Genomic DNA, 21,109 nt, shown 5'->3' with positions numbered 1-21,109 from the left:
GTTGTCACCTCTGGACTTTCGTTAGTTTAGGAATGATTTCTTTTAACACCCGGATAAATATCTGCGCTTCTTCTTTTGTATTCTTATAAGATAGGCTCAGTCGGACACTGCTATCAGCTACGGCTGCCGGCAGTCCCATCGCTGTTAATACGGTACTCGTTTTCTTCTGTCTGGAGGAACAGGCGCTCGTTGTGGATAAATAACAACCTTGTTCTTCAAGAGCATGAATGAGTACTTCCCCTTTCATTCCAGCAATTGAAAAGTTTAAAATATGGGGAGCACAGCCTGTTTTCGGTGTATGGATGGTTACCCCGCTGATCCTTTCCAGTTCCGTACGCAAAAATTGCTGAATGCCCCTCATTTCTTGGACGCTTTTCACTCGTTTTTCCTCTGTCAGACGCAGCGCCTTAGCCATGGCAGCAACCCCGCCTGTATTTTCTGTGCCGCTCCGCCAGCCTCTTTCCTGATCGCCACCGGATAAGAGTGCAGAAAGCTTGACTCCTTCTTTCTTGTACAGCACACCACTTCCTTTTAACCCGTGAAACTTGTGCGCAGATAGAGAACAAAGATCGATCCCGTCAAGATCTAATTCTACTTTCCCGCGGCCTTGTACATCGTCCACATGAAATAGGGCTTTCGGGTACCCTTTCAACAGCTGGCTGATTTCCGCTATTGGCTGAATCGCCCCTGTTTCATTATTAACATGCATAATAGAAACGACAATCGTTTCATCTGTCATTGCTTCTTTCAGCTCTTGCACAGAAACTTTTCCCGATTCATCAACCGGCAAGTAGGTTACTCGAAATCCAAGCTCTTCAAGCTGCCGGCACGCATTCAACACTGAAGGGTGTTCAGTTTGCTGGGTAACGATATGATCTCCCCGTTGCCTGTTCGCAAGAGCCGCTCCTTTTAATGCTAAATTATTTGCCTCCGTTCCCCCAGAAGTAAAGACTACCTCTTCTGGCTTTCCGCCTATCAATGAAGCAATTTGCTTACGAGCTTCCGCCAACAGGCGATCCGCCTGCATGCCTAGCTGATGAAGAGAGGAGGGATTACCAAAAAATTGCTCGTTTGTCTTTATAAAAGTTGCCAAAGCTTCTTTGTATGGTTTTGTCGTTGCGCTATTATCAAAATAAATCATGATCGCACCTGCTTCATTTCAGTTTGTTCAACTATTTATCATAACATAGCTATGTGTTGAAGAAAACTTCCCATATACATAGCTGTAAACATAACAAAAGCGATCCCGGCTAAATTGAAGGCCAATCTGCCGGCACCGCTTCTGTTTATTTTTTATTCATCATATCCTCAAGCTGTTTCAACCCTTTTGGATCAACTTTATCGATCGCTGTAGCCGCTTCTTCAAGAGCGGAGCGATAGTCATAATTGCGAAAAGCACGTTCCGCCTCGTAAAGCTGATCACTAATAGCCGGATGGGAACGCTTATATCTGTTTCCGTATTGGATAATACGCTCAGCAAGCTCGGCTTGCTCGATCACTTCCTCTGTTTTACGCTCAAGGTTGCTTACAGAGGAAACCGCCTCACTTAGTTTTTCCTGAACGGCTTTCATATTTAATGGCTTTTCATTTAATGCCTGTACAACCTCGCCAATACGCTCTGTTGTTTCTTCTGTCAACGACTGATAAAACCCCGGTACGCCTGGCATGTTGCTTTTATTGACCATACGGAAGATTTCATTGATCTTCTTGCGGAGTGCCGCCAGACTTTCACGGGCAGCCATCTCATCCTTGCGCAATGTTTTTAAGAAGCGGCTAAAACTCGCTTGTTCTTTTTGCAGCTCTTCAAGTTGAGATTGCAGTTCTTGTAATTCTTCATGTAAAAAAGAATAGGCCGTATTCTGTTCGGTAATTCTGGCTTCTAATAAATCGTACCGCTTTACAAGGCGAAAAATATCTTCTTCCAGCTTTTGAGGGACGACCCATTCATCTTTTGCTAGCTGATAGCTTTGTCGCACATGTTCCGTCTCCGCCTGCAACTCTTCATTGGCAGTCCGCACATTGTCTAACTGCTCCCTCGTTGCCTTCTCATTTTTCACAAGAAAGTGCTTGGCATCGACTTCTTTCTCAAGCAGCTCATAAAAGAATTCTATGTTTTCTTTTACATCTTGAATTCCCACTTCTACTTCGTTCGTCTCCGTTTTAATAATAAAATCTTTATAAAGAGAAAGCTGCTGACGCAAGCTGGCAACTTCTTTTTCAATCTGTAAATGGTCAAGCAAATAGCCCTTTTGCTTCATTTCTTTGTAGCCAGATTCAATTTCATTTAACTGTGCTGGCAACAAGTTCGTTGTTTCAGCCATCAACACCGGAATAACTTCCATCTTATGTAGAATGGTATCCATATCATGAGTCAGCTTTAAAATGATCTCCCTAGCTGCGAGATAGTTTCCTTCATTAGTCAGCTCTTCAAATTTATCAAACTCCGAGGATAGAGCATCAAGCTGAATTTCAAGCACGGATGCAGCTTTGCCAAATGTGTGGCGATGAGCAAGCAGCTGCTTTCTTGCCGACCGGCGCTTTTCTTTCAGTTCTTCACTCTCTTCACGGTTATTCTCCTCACTGCCAATTAATTCATCCAGCTCGGTCAGGATGCCTTCCACTTTCTGTTCAGCCTCTTCCAGCCTGCTGACGATGGTTTCATTGATCTCTTTTGCTTTGCCAAATCTAAATTGATCCAATCGTTCTTCTGATTCAAATAACTTTTCTTCAACGTCGGCTAAATCGACAGCAAGCACCTCGTCCCATGTTTGCCGCCAACGGTCGAAAAGTTCTTCCGTCTGACCCGTCATGTTAAGGCGCTTCACTTTAGCCAATTCGTCAGTGACTGGCCGATTCATAATTTCCGTTTTCCTTTTTTCTAACATATTAATTTCTTTGTATATTTTTTTTCTATTAAAATAGGCGATAATCACTAAAATGGCTGCTATTAAAATCGCAGCAATGATGAATTTCATCGTAAGCCCCCTGTTCTTCTGCCAGCAAAAGTAATCGTTTCATCTATGTGGTAAGATATAAATTTCACTCAATTATTACTAATGATACCACAGGATGTAGCATTTTTTGACGACAAAACTCGTTTTTTTTTAAGCTCCTGATTAAAATTTTTGTTACACTATAAATAGGATTATTTTTCAGGAGGTTGTTCTATGAAAAGAGACGGACACATTCACACACCTTTTTGTCCTCACGGAACGAAGGATTCGCTGAACAGCTACATTGAGGAAGCAATTAACCAAGGTTTTTCCCAGCTCACTTTCACTGAACACGCTCCCTTGCCCTTCGGCTTTGTAGATAGTACGCCTACAAAGGACAGCGGAATGAAACGAAGCGATTTAGATGCCTACTTTTCTGCTTTGCAGCAAGTAAAACAAGAGTATGCAACCGATGTAGCTATCCAAATCGGACTGGAAGTTGATTATATTGAGGGCTTCGAAAAAGAAACGTCCATTTTTTTGAATGAGTATGGTCCACTTCTTGATGACTCTGTTTTGTCTGTTCACTTTTTAAAAGAGCAATCTAACTGGTACTGTCTTGATTATAGCGTGGATTTATTTGGAGAAATGATAAAAATCTTTGGATCGACTACTGTTCTATATAGAAAGTATTTTGAAACTGTACAGCGCTCTATTGAAGAGGATCTCGGCCCATTCAAACCGAAGCGAATTGGCCATTTGACGCTCGTGCATAAATTTCAACACCGCTTCCCGTGCGAAGCAGACTTCAGCGCTGAAATAGAAAATCTCTTAACAACGATAAAAGCCAATGGCTATGAAATTGACTTTAACGGCGCTGGTCTGATGAAACCGTTCTGCCTGGAATCTTATCCACCGTTAGAAGTTGCCCAAAAAGCCCGGGAAATGGGCATCCCGCTTGTATACGGGTCAGATGCTCATCAATCTAAGGATATCGGACAAGGCTACAAAGAAATGTTTCCTCTGCAAGAGCAAGCCGTTCCTCGTCCATAAAATACGTTTGATAAAGGAGCCATCCATCATGTTTCAAACAACTAGTTATACAGGGAAAAAAACAGAAAACTATCAACTCGTTATTAAACAATTGCGAGCGCTGCTCGCAGGAGAAAGCAATCAAGTCGCTAATTTAAGCAATGCTTCCGCCTTATTAAACCAGTTTCTCGACCGCATAAATTGGGTCGGCTTTTATTTAGCTGAAGGGGAAGAGCTTATACTCGGTCCTTTTCAGGGTCTTCCAGCATGTGTGCGCATTCCATTTGGCAAAGGTGTATGCGGGACAGCGGCCAGTGAAAGAAAAACGCAAAGAATTGCAGATGTTCATTCCTTTCCAGGCCATATTGCATGCGATGCTGCCTCTCAATCTGAAATTGTTGTCCCCTTGCTAAAAGACGGGCGTTTGATTGGCGTACTTGATATTGATAGCCCGGAAACAAACCGTTTTGATGAAACAGACGAAGAAATGCTTGAAGCTTTTGCGACTGCTTTAGTCGAATACTTGTGATGTCTGTACTGCCAAATAAGAAGTTTTTTTAAAATTGACAGTCATAGCGTAAAAAGAGCTGGATAACCAGCTCTTTTTTCTATAAACAGCAATAGCCGATAGCCACTCTGTTCTTTCCAGCTTCCTTCGCTTTATATAAGGCCGTATCGGCATAATTAAATAATTGTTTTTTGGAGGGAGGATTCGCCTTTGACCAACAGGATAATCCACAGGAAATAGTGACTGCAGGCTTAGTATTTTCTGCTACTTCACTTATGATTCTTTTAGCTGTCATCGCCCCTTCCTCTAAAGAGCAATTGGGCAAATAGACAGCCAGCTCCTCTCCTCCCCAACGGGCAGCTACGTCTTCTTGCCGAATAGCCGTTTTCAAAATTTGAGCAACTTGAATGAGTATCTCATCTCCAGTTTGATGCCCGTATGTGTCATTAACCTTTTTAAAATTATCAATATCCATTAACAAAAAGACACCCTTCTCATCTTTCTCAACGGACTTTTGAAGCAATTGATCTAAATAGTTTCTTGAATATAAATGTGTTAGATGGTCAGTAATAACCATTTCTTCTAATTTTTCTCTGAGCATGGCATTGGCTAAGGCAAGTGTAGAATGATGGATCAGTGACTGCAAAAGCTTATACATTTCAAACGTAAAGCTATATGGCTCTTTTTTTAATACGATACAAAATCCTCTCAGCTCATTCCCCTGTTCCATAGGAACAGCCATCATCGCATGGAAAGTCAAGCAGTCCCTTTCTAGCTTATTCGCCAATTCACCAATAAAAAAAGCTTCTTTATCTTTTATCAGCTTCTCAGCAGTAAAATGAATGAGTTCTTTTCCTTCCATCTCGTAAAAAAAAGAACTGCTGCCCGGCAATGTTTCTGTTTCTTTTCCATTTAAAAAAATAAAGCCAACGGCACAAGCGTTAAAGGAACGAATGATTTGAGAGTGTAAAAAATTAGTGACATCGGAAAAGCGCAAGCTGGAGTTTAATTCGTGGGATGCATCATTAATTAACTGCAAATCTGAATTAAGCTGTCGCGATTGATCATATAGCATTACTTTCTCAATGGCGCCTCCTCCTGCGTTAGCGAGCATACGGATAAATTCTTTTTTTGTCTCAGGGATATTTTTTTCTTCGGAAAAATTCACTTTCAGTACACCATATACTCCCTGTTTGCCAATTAAAGGAGCATAGAGAATCTTCGAAATATCATCAACTTGGATTGTTCCATTTGTATATGAGGCCATCCCCGCTTCACTTACTTCATCAAAATTAAAGTGAGTTACTGGCAGGCCGGTATAGGATCCCTCCATTGCCATAAGGAAATGATAGGAACATAGCGGGAAAATCTTCTGTAAGGTGGTAATGATTTCTTTCAGCACAAATTCAATGTCTGTAGAGGAATGCAATCTTCCTGTTACATTAAACAACTCTTTATATCTATTGACTCTTCCTTCCATCACATGGACATAGTTCGCCCATTCAATTAAGCGGCTGCTTTCTTCCGTAAAAAACAACAAATCCTCTTCTGTAAGGACGGCCATTACCTCCTTATCCGCCCGCAAGAATAAATAAGTGTTTTTTTCTTTACAAAAACCTGTTAGTCGAAATCCTACATTGTAGGCAGCAGGTAGCGGCCATCCGTCTATTTCTTCCTTACAAAAAAGGTATGGCTGTGTAAAAGCCTGGCTCAACGCCTCCTTTTGTTCTCTAGTCCAGTCTAACTTCTCTTGGCTACTTGCATTAAACAAGTACAGTTGAGACGTGCGAAACTGTCTGCTGACGAGGCGAAGCCATTCCTTCTGAAGTTGTTCTACATCGAATAAAGCATCCCGGAAGCCGGCCATCAAGTCATATAGCAATGCTTTCCAGCTTATCGCCCACTTGCTTTCATAACGCTGATTCATGTAGTAATCACCTGCCATTCAAATTGGACAAAACAGCTGTTCTTCCTTTTTATACCACTATTGGAACATTATTCACTTTTACAAATTTAAACATCTAAAGAAGAGCTGACCTACTCATCAATAGGATAATTATACCACACGAAATGAGCCTAAAGACTTACTAAATTTATTATTTTTTCATATATTGCAATCTTACCTTGACAGAAGGGCCTGTCAATTATATACTAGCATTTGTGTAAAATATCGCAGCCTATGTGAACACCTTTATGTGCTCATTTTGTTCCTTTGCCTTTAAATGCAAATGGTGCATCGCGTAACCCTCTGCTGCTGGGGCGATGGTGCATGAAAACAAAATGACCTAATTGCTGTCTCACCGGTTTTTATTTTACAACAAAATAAAACCATTAAAGGAGGAGCTATATTATGGCTCGCTATACTGGCCCAAGCTGGAAACTTTCCCGCCGTCTTGGAATCTCTCTAAGCGGAACTGGTAAAGAATTAGAAAAACGCCCTTACGCACCTGGACAACACGGTCCAAACCAACGTAAAAAATTGTCTGAATACGGACTTCAATTACAAGAGAAGCAAAAGCTTCGTCATATGTACGGTGTAAATGAGCGCCAATTCAAAAACTTATTCGTAAAAGCTGGTAAAATGAAAGGCGTTTACGGCGAAAACTTCATGATCCTTCTTGAAGGCCGCCTAGACAACCTTGTTTACCGTCTTGGCTTAGCTCGTACTCGTCGCCAAGCACGTCAGCTTGTTAACCATGGTCATATCCTTGTTGATGGAAAGCGCGTTGACATTCCATCTTACCAAGTAAAACCTGGTCAAACAATTTCTGTTCGTGAAAAATCCAGAAACCTTGCTATCGTTAAAGAAGCTGTTGAAGTAAATAACTTCGTACCAGATTATTTAACATTTGATGCAGATAAGCTAGAAGGTACATTTACTCGCCTTCCAGAGCGTTCTGAGCTTCCAGCTGAAATCAACGAAGCTCTTATCGTAGAGTTCTACTCTCGTTAATTCTATTGCTTATCAAATAGCAATAGGCAAAACCCTAGAAATATTGGTATACCAATATTTCTGGGGTTTTTATTTTACCTTAGAAACTCACCAATCGACTCTTCTCTTAGAATAAAGAATTGACTTTTTCTCTTTTGTCGGGGGCAGTTTTCTTGCTTTTTATTTCAAATGCTATATGGGTCCAGCGCTAGAGACTAAGTCTTTTGTTTGTAGCAAAAACAAGTAAGTATCCATATTATAATCAAGTAAACTTGCGTCATTTCCTTTCTAATTTCCCCTGTATGATGGAGGCTCATAAATGATTATTAGAAAATCAAATAGGAAAGAGACAGATTTTATTTTAGCTTTTTCGCAAAAGGTAATCGAAGAAAGTTCAATGGGATATCTTAAACCCGGTCATCATAATATCGTAACTGAGATGTTTGAACCTGCTCTTCAAAACGGGGCTTACTATTTGGTGGCTGAGAAAGAAAATAAATTGCTAGGATGGATCTTAGTCGGAACAACTATTGACCCTTATTCTCTTGAAGAAATTGGGTATCTTCTCGATATTTATGTTTTTCCCGACTATAGAAAATCCGCGATAGCCAAAAAGCTTACACATGAAGCCTTAACACGATTAAAACAAGACCATTACAAGAAAGTTCAATTAAGTATTTTTTCTGGTAATCACTCAACAGCTCTTTGCCAACAATTTGATTTTAAAGAAGTACTAACTGTTTTTGAAAGACCTCTCTAAACTCCTTCTTTAACCTAAAATAAATGTCGCCAGCTTTTATTTAGATTAGCTTCCCCCAATTACTTTTTGACCAGTGTAAAGCTATGATCCCCCCTTTTAATCATCTATCAAAACTGTTACCAATTTAGCTATCATTGATTCCTAAAAATATACGTTTCTCCTCTTTATTTGTATACTAATTGTATAGAAAAACTCATTGCGTGTACCGCACAATAAATAGTAAATAAGGGGAAGAATTTTGAATGTCCATTCTAATTGTTGATGACAACAAAGTCAATTTATTTGTAATCGAGAAAATATTAAAAAACGCAGGATATGAGAACTGTGTTTCTCTATCATCCGCTCAGCAGCTATTCAATTATATTGAGAAAAATGAGCAACACGCCAACAAAGTCTCTATTGACCTTATCCTGCTTGATATCATGATGCCAGAGATTGATGGTATAGAAGCTTGCCGCCGCCTTCAGCAGGATGACTGCCTTAAAGATATCCCGGTTATTTTTATTACAGCTCTTGAAGACTCCAATAAACTTGCCGATGCGCTGGACGCAGGTGGAATGGATTATATTACAAAGCCGATCAATAAAGTTGAGCTGCTGGCGAGAATAAGAGTGGCACTTCGCTTGAAATATGAAAAAGACTGGCATGCAGAACAAGAACAAAAGATTCAAAATGAACTTGATCTGGCCATGCAAGTTCAGAAAGGACTCTTGAATCCTCCTTTAGAGACAGACAATATCACAATTAATGTCTCACACCTTCCCTCCTTCAAACTTGCTGGTGATATGTATTATTGGCACAAATTTGAGGATCACAGATACGGCGTTATTCTTTTAGACATGATGGGACATGGCATTTCTTCCTCTCTTGTCTGCATGTTTATCTCTTCCGTCTTGAGAGATATTATTAAAGAACTGTCTGATCCTGAACTGGTCATTAAAGAATTAAACCGCTATATGGCACTTCTGCATCATCCGAAAATTGATTACAATTACTATTTTACCGGCATTTATCTTTTGGTTGATACCGAAAGAAAAATCGTTGAATATGTGAATGCAGGTCACCCAGAAGGGTACGTTCTCGTTGATAATGCTTCATTATGCACAATTGAAAGAAGCAGCTGTGCCGTGGGATTTTTTGATCAAATGGAAGTCAAAAAGTCAGTCATCAGTTATGAAGACAACATTCAGCTTCTGCTCTTTACCGACGGCGCAATAGAAGTGAATCGCAATGACGAACAGTCTATGCTGAACAAGTTAAAATATATTGCCTCTCAAAAATGGAGCAATGTACGCTCTCCCATCCATCTTGTCATCCCGGAAGAGCAGCATGCTGGACAAGGCGATGATATGTGTATCATGATGATTCATGCTAAATAAGAAAGTGAAAAGCAGAATAAAAAGGAGAATGATTCTCCTTTTTATTCTGCTTTTAATTTTTTTGATAAATTTTTACATGTTCAGCAAAACTTTTATATTTTTCTGCGCAACTTGCAAATTGAAGGGACTCTTTATCCCCCAAACCAAGAAATCCCTTCGGGCAAAGACTGTCAAAGAATAGTTGGTGTACTTGATTTTGCAGATCAACTGTAAAATAGATCAGTACATTTCGGCATAAGATGACATGAAATTCATTAAAGGACTGGTCCGTGACAAGATTATGCTGGGCAAAGCTGATTTTATTTAAAATCGAAGGATTTAAATAAGCAAAATGCCCATCAGCTGTATAATACTCAGAAAAAGCTCGCGCTCCTCCTGCAAGCATATAATTCTTCGTGTATGTCTTCATTTTACTGAGTGGGATGAACCCTTTACGAGCCTTCTTTAGCACCTCTTCATTCATATCTGTGGCGTAAAGCTTCGTCTTATGCCCAAGCCCTTCTTCTTCTATTAAAATAGCCATTGAATACACTTCTTCACCTGTCGCACAGCCTGCATGCCAAATTCGTATTTCCGGATAATCCTGTAACTGGGGAAGGACCGTTTGTCGGAAAACTTTAAAAAACTCCGGATTTCGAAACATCTCGGTTACGTTAATAGAAAAATCATTAAGTATTTTTGTCACGAAGGACGGATCATGAATCATTCTGTCAGTAATCTGAGAAATCGTTGAGATCTTCTCAAGCTGCATGCGATTTTTAATGCGCCTGTAAATGGAGGACCGCATATATTTCCGAAAATCAAATCCAGATACACGGTAAAGTCCCTCCAGCAATAAATCCATCTCGATTGCTTCTTTAAAACTAAAGTCTTGTTCTTCTTCGTTATTCCACATACTGTTCATTTAAAATCTTATCCTCACTTACCTTGTCATCCAGACATTCATAACGGAAAATAGCTGCTCCAGCTTCAGCGGCTTGCTAATGTAGTCAGATGCCCCTGCCTCGAGACATTTTTCGCGGTCATTTTTCATCGCCTTAGCCGTCAGAGCAATAATTGGTAAATCATCGTATTCTTTCGACTGGCGAATTCGCTGCATCGTTTCATATCCATCCATGTCCGGCATCATAATATCCATTAAAATTAGATCAATGCTCTTGCTGGAACTGAGAATATCCAAACATTCAATCCCATTGTTTGCCACTAGTACATTCATTCCTTTTTGTTCAAGCGCTGTCTTTAGAGCAAAAATATTGCGGTTATCATCATCTGTGATCAATGCCGTCTTTCCATAGAATACATTGTCCTGAGCCTTTGGCTTTTCTTGCAGTCCTATAACTGGAGTGGTCTCCTCCCCCATAGAATCTGGAGGTGAAATTGTGGCTGCAATTTCTCTCGATGCCTCTGTGAATAAGTCAGCAGGTATGTTTCCATCTGAAATATTAGGAAGGAGAAGAACAAATGTACTTCCCTTTCCTTCTTCGCTAAAGAGCTGAAGATTGCCGCCTAACAGTTTGGCAAATTGACTGCTGATCGACAACCCTAAACCGGTGCCGCCATATTTTCGGATAGTAGCTCCTTCACCTTGCTGGAATGCTTCAAAGATGAGCGCATGCTTTTCTTTTGGAATGCCGATCCCTGTATCCGTTATGGCGATTTCAAGCCAATAATCTACATTTGTCTGGTTGGCGTCCGCCCCCACCTTCTTAATATTTGCAGAGACAGAACCTTCTTCTGTGAATTTAAAGGCGTTAGACAATAGATTTCTAATAATCTGCTGAAAACGCTTTTCATCCGTTTGAAAGATGGCCGGCACATCTGGGCTCATGCTAATGTTAAAATCAAGCCCCTTTTGGTTAGCAATATGGGTGAAATTCCTTTCAAGACTCGCAGGAAGCTCCGTCATATTTACTTCATTGATCACAACGTCCAGTTTTCCAGCTTCCACTTTTGATAAATCCAAAATATCATTGATTAAGTTCAGCAAGTCTTGTCCAGAAGAATGAATAATTCCCGCAAACTCTAATTCTTCCTCCGAAAGGGAACCGCTGCTGTTTTCGGCGAGCATTTCTGACAAAATCAAAATGCTATTCAATGGTGTGCGCAGCTCATGAGACATATTAGCAAGGAATTCTGATTTGTATTTAGAGCCAAGTGTCAGTTGCTTTGCTTTTTCTTCCAAGTCTTTTTTTGCCACTTCAAGATCTTTCGTTTTTTGCTCAGCTTCTTGTGTGCGCGATTCCAACTGCTCATTGATCATCTGCAGTTCTTCCGATTGCATCTTCAACTCTTCAGACTGCGTTTGCAATTCCTCTGATTGCGCCTGTAACTCTTCTGTCATGGCCTGGGATTCGGACAGCAATCGAGCAATTTCCATTCGGTCAATCGCTCTATTAACCGTTAATCCGAATGTTTCCAGTACTTTTTCTATAAAAGCAACGTGCAGTGAAGTATATTCGTTAAGGCTTGCAAACTCCACCACCGCGATAATTTCCTCCTCATATACGATAGGAGCAATTAAAATACTCCTTGGCTTTGTTTCTCCCAGTCCAGAGGAAATTAGCCGGTAGTCTTCGCCAACTTTGTTAATCACTTGTATCCGTTTTTCTAGTGCACATTGACCGATCAAGCCTTGGCCAAGAGCAAAACTACTTCGGCCTACGTCATCAGCTGAATCAGCAAATGCAGCCTTTTTTACTAAAATAACATCATTTTCTTGTTGCTCTCTGCTATAAAAAGCCCCAAACGATGAACCTGTAATCTGTGCGGCTATCGAGAGAAATGTCTCCGCGAGATTTTCTAATGAAGAAATCCCCTGATTCTTGCTCATAACATCTGCCACACTTCTTTGCAGCCAATCCCGTTCTTCTAAAGAATCCAAAAGCTCATTTGTCGCACTTCCCAGATCCCTAATTTCATCGTTCGTTTTCACTTGAATACGGCTGCTAAGATCTCCACCCGTAGACATGGCACGAATAGTATTTACTACCGCTTTAATCGTTTTAATAATAGAGCCTGAAATGATCATGGCCAGAATAAAAGAAACAATAATAACAAAAGCCAACAAGCTGTACAGCCCAATATCTAGATACTTATTCTGTTTATTTAGTTTATCAGCACGTTGGTCAATCAGCTCTTTCTCCTTGTCTCGGAAAGAATCAAACTGCTGCTGTACTTGCTCAATTTTTTGTCTTCCAGTATCTTCTTTAAAAAATGTCATAATGCTTGTTGTATCGTTCTGCTGTTTCATTTTAATGGATTTATCACCGGCATCCGATACCCAATCTTTGATGTTCTCGTTAATCTCAGCTACCTCTTTTTGCTGCGCCGGATTATCTGACAGAAGATTGTCCAGTTTATTGAAATTCTCCGTCCATCGAGAACGCGCTTCATTATACAACCGGAGATATTCTTCCCCTCCCGATATGATAAAACCTCTCTGTCCAGTTGCCATCTTAAGCAGATCTTTTTCTATTTCATTCGTCAGATCCCTTACGACAAAATCACGTTGAATGATAAAATTTCTTTCTTCCTGCATCGTGTCCAACTGTTTATTCACAGCAAGAATCGCTATAACCAAACAGATAATGATAACCACATAGCCGGTAATAATCTTCTGGCGTATTCCAAATCTAAAGTTCTTCATCCTTATGTATTCCTGCCTTTTTATAAAATATGCTCTGTTGTTAATTATAATGTTTTTACGGTTGATTAGATAGTATGGCCGCATTGTAGGTACAAGAAAGAGATGCACTACCATTATCATACGTTTCAGCGCTATTAATCTAAAACTAACCTGTCCTGTTAATTTTAGATCAGTACGCAAAAAGTGGTTTTGGCTATTTATCCTCTCTGGATTTCTGTCTTTTCAGGTTGACTGCTTTTTCTCTCTAAACCATTTGTACCTTTCCATAATAAAAAAATGGATGTGGCTAGCACATCCATTTTTTATTCAACATCGTATCCTTGATCATCAATCGTCTCTTTAATTTTATCTAAGTCCACTTTGTTTAAATCATACTGTACTTCAACTTTTCCACTTTCTAGAGCTACTTTTACGCTCTCCACTCCCGGCAATTCGCCAACGCTCCCCTCAATCGCTTTCACACAATGGCCGCATGACATTCCGCTTACTTTTAATGTGATATTATTCATAAATTTCCCTCCATTATTATTTTTTCATTAATTTTTGTACGGTAACTAATACTTCGTCAAGAACTTCGAAATCGCCTTCCTGAATTCTTTCAACAACGCAACTCTTCATGTGTCCTTCTAAAAGAATTTTCGCCACACTGTTTAACGCTGACTGTGTAGCTGATATTTGTGTAATGACGTCATCACAATACGTATCCTTTTCAATCAAACCTTTAATACCACGGATTTGCCCTTCAATCCGGTTTAAACGGGTCGTTAAATTCTTTTTCACCTTATCAGAATGATGGCTTTTTCGCTCAGAATGATTGAAATCACCATGATCAGCTTCGAAAAGCTCTTCGTATTCACTATTCATTAACATTCCTCCCCCTCTCCTTTCATTGTACATTACCCCCCTACCGTATGTAAAGAGAGAGTTCGAAAGATGATCTACTATTTTCTTGGTTTGTAGAAAAACGAACGAATTTATCACCTTCACAGATGATTTGTTTTAAACTGAGACTAGCGCAGCTAAAATGGGGAATCTAAAAGCAAATAAGGTGTCAATTTGCATTGTTTTCTGTTGAATAAGCCTCCATTTTTATCAGACTTTCCTCTTCTAAAAGGTGGATTTTTTAAAAACAAACTTTATACTATTAGCTTAACGTATACTTTTGAAGAATGCGGTCTCCCACTTTATTTTTGTCCGGACTCATGGATTTACTAAAAACTCATTTAAAGAAAAGGCATTCCATTTGAGTCTTGATGCTCGAATTAGTTAGTGTTACAACCATTGCTCAGTAAATTGGATGAAAAGTATCATTTCATGTGAAGTTATTTTAGGACCGTATAACAGCATTGTGCCGATAGAAAAGAATAACACGCCAATGTGAACGAGGGAACAGGAGGATTGGATGTATAAAATATTAATTGTTGAAGATGAAATAAATATCTCCCATACATTGAAAAGTCATCTTGAAAAGTATGGTTATCAATGCCGGCTTGTAGTAGATTTTGAAAAAGTATTTGAGCTGTTTCAGGATTTCCAGCCGCATCTTGTCATAATGGACATTAATCTCCCTGCTTTTGATGGCTATTATTGGTCCCGTAAAATAAGACGGGTATCAAATTGCCCCATCATGATTCTCTCTGCTCGTATAAGTGAACTAGATCAAGTGTATGGTATTGAAAATGGGGCAGATGACTTTATTACAAAACCTTTTTTAATGAACGTAATACTTGCAAAAATAAACGGACAAATTCGCCGTATATATGGTGAGTATGCAAAGGATTCACAAACCCGGATTTTAAAGAAAGGGAATACAACTTTAAACCTGGATACTGTTCGATTGTCTACACGTGAAAAAGAGGTGTTATTGACAGTAAAGGAACTCCAGCTATGTGCCCTGCTTTTAGAAGCATGCCCGAATGTAGTGGCAAGACAGCAGCTACTTACGGCTATTTGGGATGATGAGACGTTTGTTGAGGAAAATACACTTACGGTTAATATCGTAAGATTGCGAAAGAAATTAGAGGCGATTCATTCCTCATTAGAAATTATAACAATCCGAGGAATTGGCTATCAATTAACGGAGAAAAGTGTATGAAACTCTTTTTACGGGACCATTTCAGCTTTATTATCCTTTATATCATTACATTTATTAGCTTGCCAATTGTCATCCATCGACTAGATGGCATGGAAAATCATTATCCCTATTTTATATTTTTAGCCATCACTCTGCTGGTTATTTTCCTTTTCTTTCGTTATATACGCCGCAAGAAAATGTATGCAAGTGTCAAAGGAAGGAGCCTGGAGACAGGGGACTTTCTCATTCATCAGCCAGTTGCTCCAATTGAAAAAGCATATGCAGCTCAATTGCAATCAATTCAGTCTTTTCTTCTTTCAAAAGACGATAGTTACAGGGATTTCTTACAAGAACAGCAATTGATGATTTCTCATGCTGTTCATCAAATGAAAACCCCCCTCTCTGTCATTCAGCTACTTATACAATCTAATCAGTTTGAAGAGCCAAGTGTACTACTAGAGTGGCAGAAAGTTAAAACGGAATGCAACAAGTTGAATTTTTCTTTAAATCAATTATTGACGTATAGTCGCTCTACAAAACTATTGGCGGATCTAAAGATAGAATCAATTTCATTAAAGAGTGTTGTACAGGAAGTTATTAATGATTTAAAAGACTATTTTATTGAAAAAGAAATATATCCTAAAAGTACCATTGGAGAAAATATAGTGATCTATTCAGATCGCAAATGGCTAAAAGTCGTTATTTACCAGCTGTTAAGTAATGCAATTAAATATGGGGAGAAACAGTCTTCCGTTATCATTCTTTATGAAAATGAACAATTATACATCAAAAACAAAGGGGAAACGATACCTGAAAGTGAAATCAAACGCGTTTTTGAATTATTTTATACAGGCACTAAAGGACGTACTAAGGGTGAAGCAACCGGCATTGGGCTTTACTTAGTAAAGAAGATTTTATCTACCTTAAGCCATCCATACACATTGTCTTCTATTAATCATGAAACAACGTTTGCCATTGACTTTTCTGGAAGAGTAGAAACGGCTGCCAAATGAGGCAGCCATTTTGAATGTGACGTTTTTGTCATATTGCTGTCACGTTCAGAGATTTTAGGGAACAGAAAGGTTTGTCTATACTAAAAGCAAAGAAAGACGCAAGGGAGCGAAAAGCTAATGGCAGATACTATTTTACATGTAAAACAACTTCAGAAGGAATATACAGGGGAAATCACATATAAAGCCTTAAAAGGCATTGACTTTGATTTAAAGGAGAGGGAATTTGTTGCAGTAATGGGACCATCCGGCAGTGGGAAAACAACATTCCTTAACTGCATTTCAACCATCGATCGTCCTACAAGCGGCTTCATTACAGTCCGCTCAAAAAATCCATATGAATTAAATGATGATGAACTAGCGAAGTTTCGCCGCAAGGAATTAGGCTTTGTTTTTCAGGATTTTAACCTTGTTCATACGTTAACAGTAGAAGAAAATATTTTATTGCCATTGACACTTGATTCTGTAAATGAGAAAGAAATGAGAAAACGCTTAGCAAGAATTGTAGACTTTTTAGGTATTGAGGAGATAGTAAAGAAACGCACATTTGAAATTTCAGGTGGACAGAAACAACGTGTGGCCATTGCAAGAGCAGTTATTCATGAACCCGGCTTATTGTTAGCGGATGAGCCGACTGGAAACTTGGACTCTAAATCGGTAAATAGCGTTATGACATTGTTTGAATCGATTAACCATGTGTTTCACACAGCTATTTTGATGGTGACGCATGATGCCTATGTCGCTAGTTTTGCGCAGCGTGTCATCTTTATAAAAGACGGTATTCTTTATAATGAGATACACCGAGGTGAAAACAAGCAGCAGTTTTATCAAGAAATTATGGACACACTCACGTTTTTGGGCGGTGGTCAACATGAGTTTTAATCATATTGTCGTTCAAAATATTTTACGTGATAAATCCACATATATTTCCTACTTTTTAAGCAGTGTATTCTCTATTTTGGTCTTTTTCTTATTTTCAACTACAGCTTTTCATCCAATGATGACGAAAATTGATCATACGAGTACACTTGGACTGACAATGATGCTCGCTAGCTTTTTTATTTATATTTTTTCATTTGTCTTTATCATTTATTCGCTGTTTGCTTTTTTGAAAAAGAAAACAAAAAATCTTAGCGTATTTATGATTACCGGTGCATCCACGAAGCAAATCAGCAAAATGATTTTCAGAGAAAATATGCTCATTGCCGGTGCAGCGATCGTAACAGCCATTGCAGTTGGACTTATCGTTGCCCCCTTATTTTTAATGGTAGCCAAAAGGGTTTTGCGTGCGGATAGCTTTGGTATGTATGTACCATTACAGTCCATCGCATTAACGGTTGTCTTATTTACTATATTATTCTTTATTGTTTCTAAATTGATGACGCGCTTTATCAACAAAGAAGAAATGGTCCAGCTGTTAAAAGCAGATATAACACAGGAAAAGCTAATTGCACCGGCACCATTGAAACTGTTGCTATCTCTTATGGTGAGTGGATTTTTATTCCTTTCAATTATAAAGGAAATGAATTGGATAAAGTCTTTTGAAACCATTTGGTATATGAGCTTATTTGCCAGTTTGCTATTATCCATTTATCTCCTTATTACTCAAGGAACACTATTGATTATTCGCCTATTACAGAGACGGCCAGCGTACCTTCGAAAAACAAATATGCTTTTTATTTCTAATTTAAAAGCTAAAGAGCGTTCTCATGCACATATCATTTACTTATTAACCGTATTACTATTAGGTGTTTTTGTATGTACGAGCGTTCTATATAGCTCCTATTATAATGTGAAGGAAAAGACAGAAGTGCTATATCCTTATAGTGTCCAATATACTTCACTTCCTGCCAATAAGTCAGGAGCTGAGCAAGAAGATATTGCGTTTATTGAAGCGACATTAGATAAAGCAGGTACGTATGATGTCTATTATTCGGCATTTAAAACCGATGAAGATCGCCGGATTGCCTTTATGTCCGTTTCAAATTACAATGCGCTTGGCCAGCATAAGGCGATCACACTAAGTGACAATGAGTATTACGTTGCAGCTGGACATGAAGGCGTACTGCCCAATCGAGAAGCTATTCATGATTACCCGCTTGGAAAGCTTGAGTATGTAGGTTTGGAAGAACAAAATATTTTATCAACGGGCTTACAAAATGTGTATTATATCGTACCCGATAAGGTTTACGAAACAATCGATTATCCAGTCTATAAAGTATTTGCCTATGAACTGGAAGATTGGGTAGAAAAGATCGATGTTGCTGAAACCATTTCATCAGAAGTTCCTACAGATCCCAATGTTCGCTTGGTGGCTTCTAAAATTGAGTTATATGATGCGGAGAAGTTTGTGAAAAGCATCATGTTTTTTATCGGTTTTATGCTCAGTCTGATCTTTTTGAGTGCGGCAATGAGCATTCTTTACTTCTACTTACAAACGTCACTTGAAGGAGAAAAGAAAAAATATGAAGGCATTCGAAAAATTGGCCTTTCTTTTAAGGAACTAGCTTCTGTCGTAACAAAAGAATTAGCAGCTTTAATTTTTATTCCATTTACAGTGGCAGCTATTATTTTATTTGCAGGGATGTTTGGCATGCGAAACTATATTTCACCGACATTTTATCAAATGACAGCGATCGGTGTAGGTATATTTTTATTGCTGTTCATTATAAGCTTTTTTACTATTCGACGGGGTTATTTAAATAAACTTGTGAATTGATCATGCTCGGTTTTGCCCAACAAAAGAACCATGAGAATAATGTTTTTTTCTTCCCCAGTTCTTTCAAACTGAATTTAAATGGGTGTATGTAAAAATCTATGCTCTTCATTGAAATTAAGAAACCGTAAACATGAAAACCATTCATTTTTATCTATATTTAGTTGTCTAGTCATTTCTATGTTGGTTGGTTTGGGTAAAACAGATAGTATGTTTGAAAAAGATCATTATTTGCAAATTTAAATTGCCTAAAGAGCTTAAAAAGAACTTTTATCTACAATAAATAGAACTTATAACGATTAAGTTTCACTCTTGTTAATAAAAGAGAGGATGTCCCCAACTTGTTGGAGCATCCTCTTTTTTGATCACTTGTTTTTTACTTATTTGTATTTAATTAAGTAGTACTTCTTTTTGCCACGACGAATGATTGTAAATTCGCCTTCCATTTTATCCTCTTCCGATAAAACATAGGCTGTGTCTGTTACTTTGTCGCCATTAATAGAAACCGCACCATTTTGGACATCTTCCCGCGCTTGGCGCTTCGACGAAGAAATACCAGCAGCGACAAGCAAGTCTACAAGACCTATTTCCTCTTCGCTTGCCTGTTCAAATGATGGCACATCTTTAAATCCTTGTTTAATTTCTGAAGCTGTTAAGCTTCTGACATCTCCGCTAAATAGAGCATCTGTAATTTTCTGCGCTTGCTCCAGTGCTTCGCCGCCGTGAATTAAACGAGTCATTTCTTCAGCCAGTGCCTTTTGAGCTTTACGCAAATGCGGCTCTTCCTGTACTGCTGTTTCAAGCTCTTCAATTTCTGCAGGGCTTAAAAACGTGAATATTTTCAAGTATTTAACAACATCTGCATCGGCTGTATTAATCCAGAACTGGTAAAACTCATAAGGTGTTGTTTTTTCGGGATCAAGCCAGATGGCTCCGCTTTCTGTTTTGCCAAACTTCGTACCATCTGCTTTTGTAACGAGCGGGATTGTCAAACCGTACGCCTTCTCGCCTTCTGGTTTCATTTTGCGGATTAGCTCCAGCCCGGTTGTAATGTTTCCCCATTGGTCACTGCCGCCAATTTGCATTTTACAATTATGATCTTCATATAAATGCAGGAAGTCCATTGCTTGCAAAATCGTATACGTAAATTCCGTGAAGGAAATACCAGTATCCAGTCGGGACGCTATAGTATCTTTTGCAAGCATGTAATTGACGCCAATATGCTTTCCGAAATCGCGTAAAAATGTCACGATATCCATAGAACCAGCCCAGTCATAGTTGTTCACAAGCTCGGCTCCGTTTTCTCCATCAAAGTTAAAAATCTTCTCTAACTGCTTTTTAATGCAGGACACGTTATGCTGAACCATCTCAAGCGTCTGCAGCTTCCTCTCTTCTTTTTTACCGCTTGGATCTCCAATTAATCCCGTTGCTCCTCCCACAAGAACAATCGGGCGATGTCCATTATTTTGGAAACGACGCAGCGTTAAAAATGGCAGCAAATGGCCAATATGCATGCTGTCTGCTGTTGGATCTACTCCGCAGTAAAGTGAAATTTTCTCTTTTTCTAACAGTTCTTTAATTCCTTCTTCATCTGTTTGTTGATAAATAATCCCTCTCCATTGCAATTCTTCCAATAGATTCATCTCTTATCTTCCCTTCTTTTCTATATTTTCACAAAATAAAAACGCCCCTGCAGTTACTGCAGGGACGCTATTAAGCGCGGTACCACCCAAGCTTGAGAAGATGATCTTCTCCACTCATTTAGATAACGGTTGTTCCGTTTGCTGCTACTGATCTGGTAAACACGTTTCACAGCAAAAGCTCCAGGAGGTAATTCATTCAACTATTTGTACCGGTTTCCACCAACCACCGGCTCTCTTTTAACAGGGATAGCGAACTACTTAATCCTTTCATGGCTTAAATATGTAAATGTATACGTTATATTTAAACAAAGCGTTATAGAAAAGTCAAACCCAATTTAAGAAAAGTTGATCTCCCACTGGATGGTTGATTTTGTTGAAGTCGCCGAATACAGTGAACACTTCCTATAAAAAACTTTATTTATCTTTAACAGAATCCAAGAAAAAACCGGTCTTAAAGCGTTAGAAAAGTCGCTTCA

The 21,109-nt window shown here is 39.0% G+C and carries 17 protein-coding genes and 1 other annotated feature; of the genes, 9 read left to right on the top strand and 8 right to left on the bottom strand.

The window, feature by feature from the left end; genetic code table 11:
• Positions 1–4: 4 nt before the first annotated feature.
• Together MKZ02_RS07885 and ezrA are read right to left on the bottom strand one after the other, a co-directional pair.
• On the bottom strand, positions 5–1,141 hold the full coding sequence (locus MKZ02_RS07885; protein WP_340852873.1) for a cysteine desulfurase family protein: 1,137 nt from the start codon (positions 1,139–1,141) through the stop codon (positions 5–7).
• A gap of 145 nt (positions 1,142–1,286) precedes the next feature.
• Entirely contained in the window at positions 1,287–2,975 is a 1,689-nt protein-coding gene (ezrA, locus tag MKZ02_RS07880) for a septation ring formation regulator EzrA (RefSeq protein WP_340852872.1), read from the bottom strand.
• A gap of 192 nt (positions 2,976–3,167) precedes the next feature.
• On the opposite strand from ezrA, the gene hisJ reads away from it, so the two are divergent.
• On the top strand, positions 3,168–3,986 hold the full coding sequence (gene hisJ, locus MKZ02_RS07875; RefSeq protein ID WP_340852870.1) for a histidinol-phosphatase HisJ: 819 nt from the start codon (positions 3,168–3,170) through the stop codon (positions 3,984–3,986).
• 28 nt (positions 3,987–4,014) lie between these two features.
• On the top strand, positions 4,015–4,494 hold the full coding sequence (locus MKZ02_RS07870) for a GAF domain-containing protein (RefSeq protein ID WP_120033828.1): 480 nt from the start codon (positions 4,015–4,017) through the stop codon (positions 4,492–4,494).
• 79 nt (positions 4,495–4,573) lie between these two features.
• On the opposite strand, the gene MKZ02_RS07865 is transcribed toward MKZ02_RS07870, so the two are convergent.
• Positions 4,574–6,400 carry a sensor domain-containing diguanylate cyclase gene (locus MKZ02_RS07865; protein ID WP_340852865.1) on the bottom strand — a complete coding sequence of 609 codons (1,827 nt, stop codon included), beginning with the start codon at positions 6,398–6,400 and terminating at the stop codon, positions 4,574–4,576.
• Between the two features lie 423 nt (positions 6,401–6,823).
• On the opposite strand from MKZ02_RS07865, the gene rpsD reads away from it, so the two are divergent.
• From rpsD to MKZ02_RS07850, 3 genes are all read left to right on the top strand, one after another.
• A complete protein-coding gene (rpsD, locus tag MKZ02_RS07860; RefSeq protein WP_120033832.1) occupies positions 6,824–7,426 on the top strand; it encodes a 30S ribosomal protein S4 in 603 nt (200 codons plus the stop codon).
• 298 nt (positions 7,427–7,724) lie between these two features.
• Positions 7,725–8,165: a GNAT family N-acetyltransferase gene (locus tag MKZ02_RS07855; RefSeq protein WP_340852860.1), complete on the top strand. Its 441-nt coding sequence runs from the start codon at positions 7,725–7,727 to the stop codon at positions 8,163–8,165.
• 242 nt (positions 8,166–8,407) lie between these two features.
• Positions 8,408–9,544, top strand: a complete 1,137-nt coding sequence (locus MKZ02_RS07850; RefSeq protein ID WP_340852855.1) for a fused response regulator/phosphatase — start codon at positions 8,408–8,410, stop codon at positions 9,542–9,544.
• A 52-nt stretch (positions 9,545–9,596) separates the two neighbouring features.
• Here the strand turns inward: MKZ02_RS07850 and MKZ02_RS07845 are convergent, their stop codons facing one another.
• The 4 genes from MKZ02_RS07845 to MKZ02_RS07830 all read right to left on the bottom strand — a co-directional run bounded on the left by MKZ02_RS07845 (position 9,597) and on the right by MKZ02_RS07830 (position 14,054).
• Positions 9,597–10,448: a CheR family methyltransferase gene (locus tag MKZ02_RS07845; protein WP_340852854.1), complete on the bottom strand. Its 852-nt coding sequence runs from the start codon at positions 10,446–10,448 to the stop codon at positions 9,597–9,599.
• A gap of 18 nt (positions 10,449–10,466) precedes the next feature.
• A complete protein-coding gene (locus tag MKZ02_RS07840) occupies positions 10,467–13,190 on the bottom strand; it encodes a response regulator (protein ID WP_340852852.1) in 2,724 nt (907 codons plus the stop codon).
• Positions 13,191–13,492: 302 nt separating this feature from the next.
• Complete coding sequence (gene copZ, locus MKZ02_RS07835) at positions 13,493–13,699, bottom strand: copper chaperone CopZ (RefSeq protein WP_340852850.1); 207 nt, start codon at positions 13,697–13,699, stop codon at positions 13,493–13,495.
• A gap of 16 nt (positions 13,700–13,715) precedes the next feature.
• The gene (locus MKZ02_RS07830) at positions 13,716–14,054 is read right to left on the bottom strand and encodes a metal-sensitive transcriptional regulator (protein WP_120037860.1); all 339 of its coding nucleotides are present in this window, start codon (positions 14,052–14,054) and stop codon (positions 13,716–13,718) included.
• Positions 14,055–14,592: 538 nt separating this feature from the next.
• On the opposite strand from MKZ02_RS07830, the gene MKZ02_RS07825 reads away from it, so the two are divergent.
• From MKZ02_RS07825 to MKZ02_RS07810, 4 genes are all read left to right on the top strand, one after another.
• Entirely contained in the window at positions 14,593–15,285 is a 693-nt protein-coding gene (locus tag MKZ02_RS07825) for a response regulator transcription factor (RefSeq protein WP_120033844.1), read from the top strand.
• Positions 15,282–16,277, top strand: coding sequence for a sensor histidine kinase (locus MKZ02_RS07820; protein WP_120033846.1), 996 nt, complete (start codon positions 15,282–15,284; stop codon positions 16,275–16,277). The genes MKZ02_RS07825 and MKZ02_RS07820 overlap by 4 nt, the downstream gene beginning before the upstream one ends.
• Positions 16,278–16,394: 117 nt before the next feature.
• Positions 16,395–17,156, top strand: coding sequence for an ABC transporter ATP-binding protein (locus MKZ02_RS07815; protein WP_340852849.1), 762 nt, complete (start codon positions 16,395–16,397; stop codon positions 17,154–17,156).
• Positions 17,146–18,993, top strand: coding sequence for an FtsX-like permease family protein (locus MKZ02_RS07810; protein WP_120033850.1), 1,848 nt, complete (start codon positions 17,146–17,148; stop codon positions 18,991–18,993). The genes MKZ02_RS07815 and MKZ02_RS07810 overlap by 11 nt, the downstream gene beginning before the upstream one ends.
• 377 nt (positions 18,994–19,370) lie before the next feature.
• Here the strand turns inward: MKZ02_RS07810 and tyrS are convergent, their stop codons facing one another.
• Positions 19,371–20,633, bottom strand: coding sequence for a tyrosine--tRNA ligase (gene tyrS, locus MKZ02_RS07805; protein WP_120033852.1), 1,263 nt, complete (start codon positions 20,631–20,633; stop codon positions 19,371–19,373).
• 57 nt (positions 20,634–20,690) lie between these two features.
• Positions 20,691–20,913, bottom strand: a binding site (T-box leader).
• Positions 20,914–21,109 lie beyond the last annotated feature (196 nt).

The sequence above is a fragment of the Pseudobacillus sp. FSL P4-0506 genome (assembly GCF_038003025.1).
Classification (GTDB): domain Bacteria; phylum Bacillota; class Bacilli; order Bacillales; family Domibacillaceae; genus Pseudobacillus.
The sequence above is the reverse complement of the archived record's forward strand: the minus strand, read 5'-3'. Positions and strand labels throughout refer to the sequence as shown.

Coding starts and splice junctions, on each gene's coding strand:
- MKZ02_RS07885 (WP_340852873.1), bottom strand. CDS start 1,141: ATGATTTATTTTGATAATAGCGCAACGACAAAACCATACAAAGAAGCT.
- ezrA (WP_340852872.1), bottom strand. CDS start 2,975: ATGAAATTCATCATTGCTGCGATTTTAATAGCAGCCATTTTAGTGATT.
- hisJ (WP_340852870.1), top strand. CDS start 3,168: ATGAAAAGAGACGGACACATTCACACACCTTTTTGTCCTCACGGAACG.
- MKZ02_RS07870 (WP_120033828.1), top strand. CDS start 4,015: ATGTTTCAAACAACTAGTTATACAGGGAAAAAAACAGAAAACTATCAA.
- MKZ02_RS07865 (WP_340852865.1), bottom strand. CDS start 6,400: ATGAATCAGCGTTATGAAAGCAAGTGGGCGATAAGCTGGAAAGCATTG.
- rpsD (WP_120033832.1), top strand. CDS start 6,824: ATGGCTCGCTATACTGGCCCAAGCTGGAAACTTTCCCGCCGTCTTGGA.
- MKZ02_RS07855 (WP_340852860.1), top strand. CDS start 7,725: ATGATTATTAGAAAATCAAATAGGAAAGAGACAGATTTTATTTTAGCT.
- MKZ02_RS07850 (WP_340852855.1), top strand. CDS start 8,408: ATGTCCATTCTAATTGTTGATGACAACAAAGTCAATTTATTTGTAATC.
- MKZ02_RS07845 (WP_340852854.1), bottom strand. CDS start 10,448: ATGAACAGTATGTGGAATAACGAAGAAGAACAAGACTTTAGTTTTAAA.
- MKZ02_RS07840 (WP_340852852.1), bottom strand. CDS start 13,190: ATGAAGAACTTTAGATTTGGAATACGCCAGAAGATTATTACCGGCTAT.
- copZ (WP_340852850.1), bottom strand. CDS start 13,699: ATGAATAATATCACATTAAAAGTAAGCGGAATGTCATGCGGCCATTGT.
- MKZ02_RS07830 (WP_120037860.1), bottom strand. CDS start 14,054: ATGAATAGTGAATACGAAGAGCTTTTCGAAGCTGATCATGGTGATTTC.
- MKZ02_RS07825 (WP_120033844.1), top strand. CDS start 14,593: ATGTATAAAATATTAATTGTTGAAGATGAAATAAATATCTCCCATACA.
- MKZ02_RS07820 (WP_120033846.1), top strand. CDS start 15,282: ATGAAACTCTTTTTACGGGACCATTTCAGCTTTATTATCCTTTATATC.
- MKZ02_RS07815 (WP_340852849.1), top strand. CDS start 16,395: ATGGCAGATACTATTTTACATGTAAAACAACTTCAGAAGGAATATACA.
- MKZ02_RS07810 (WP_120033850.1), top strand. CDS start 17,146: ATGAGTTTTAATCATATTGTCGTTCAAAATATTTTACGTGATAAATCC.
- tyrS (WP_120033852.1), bottom strand. CDS start 20,633: ATGAATCTATTGGAAGAATTGCAATGGAGAGGGATTATTTATCAACAA.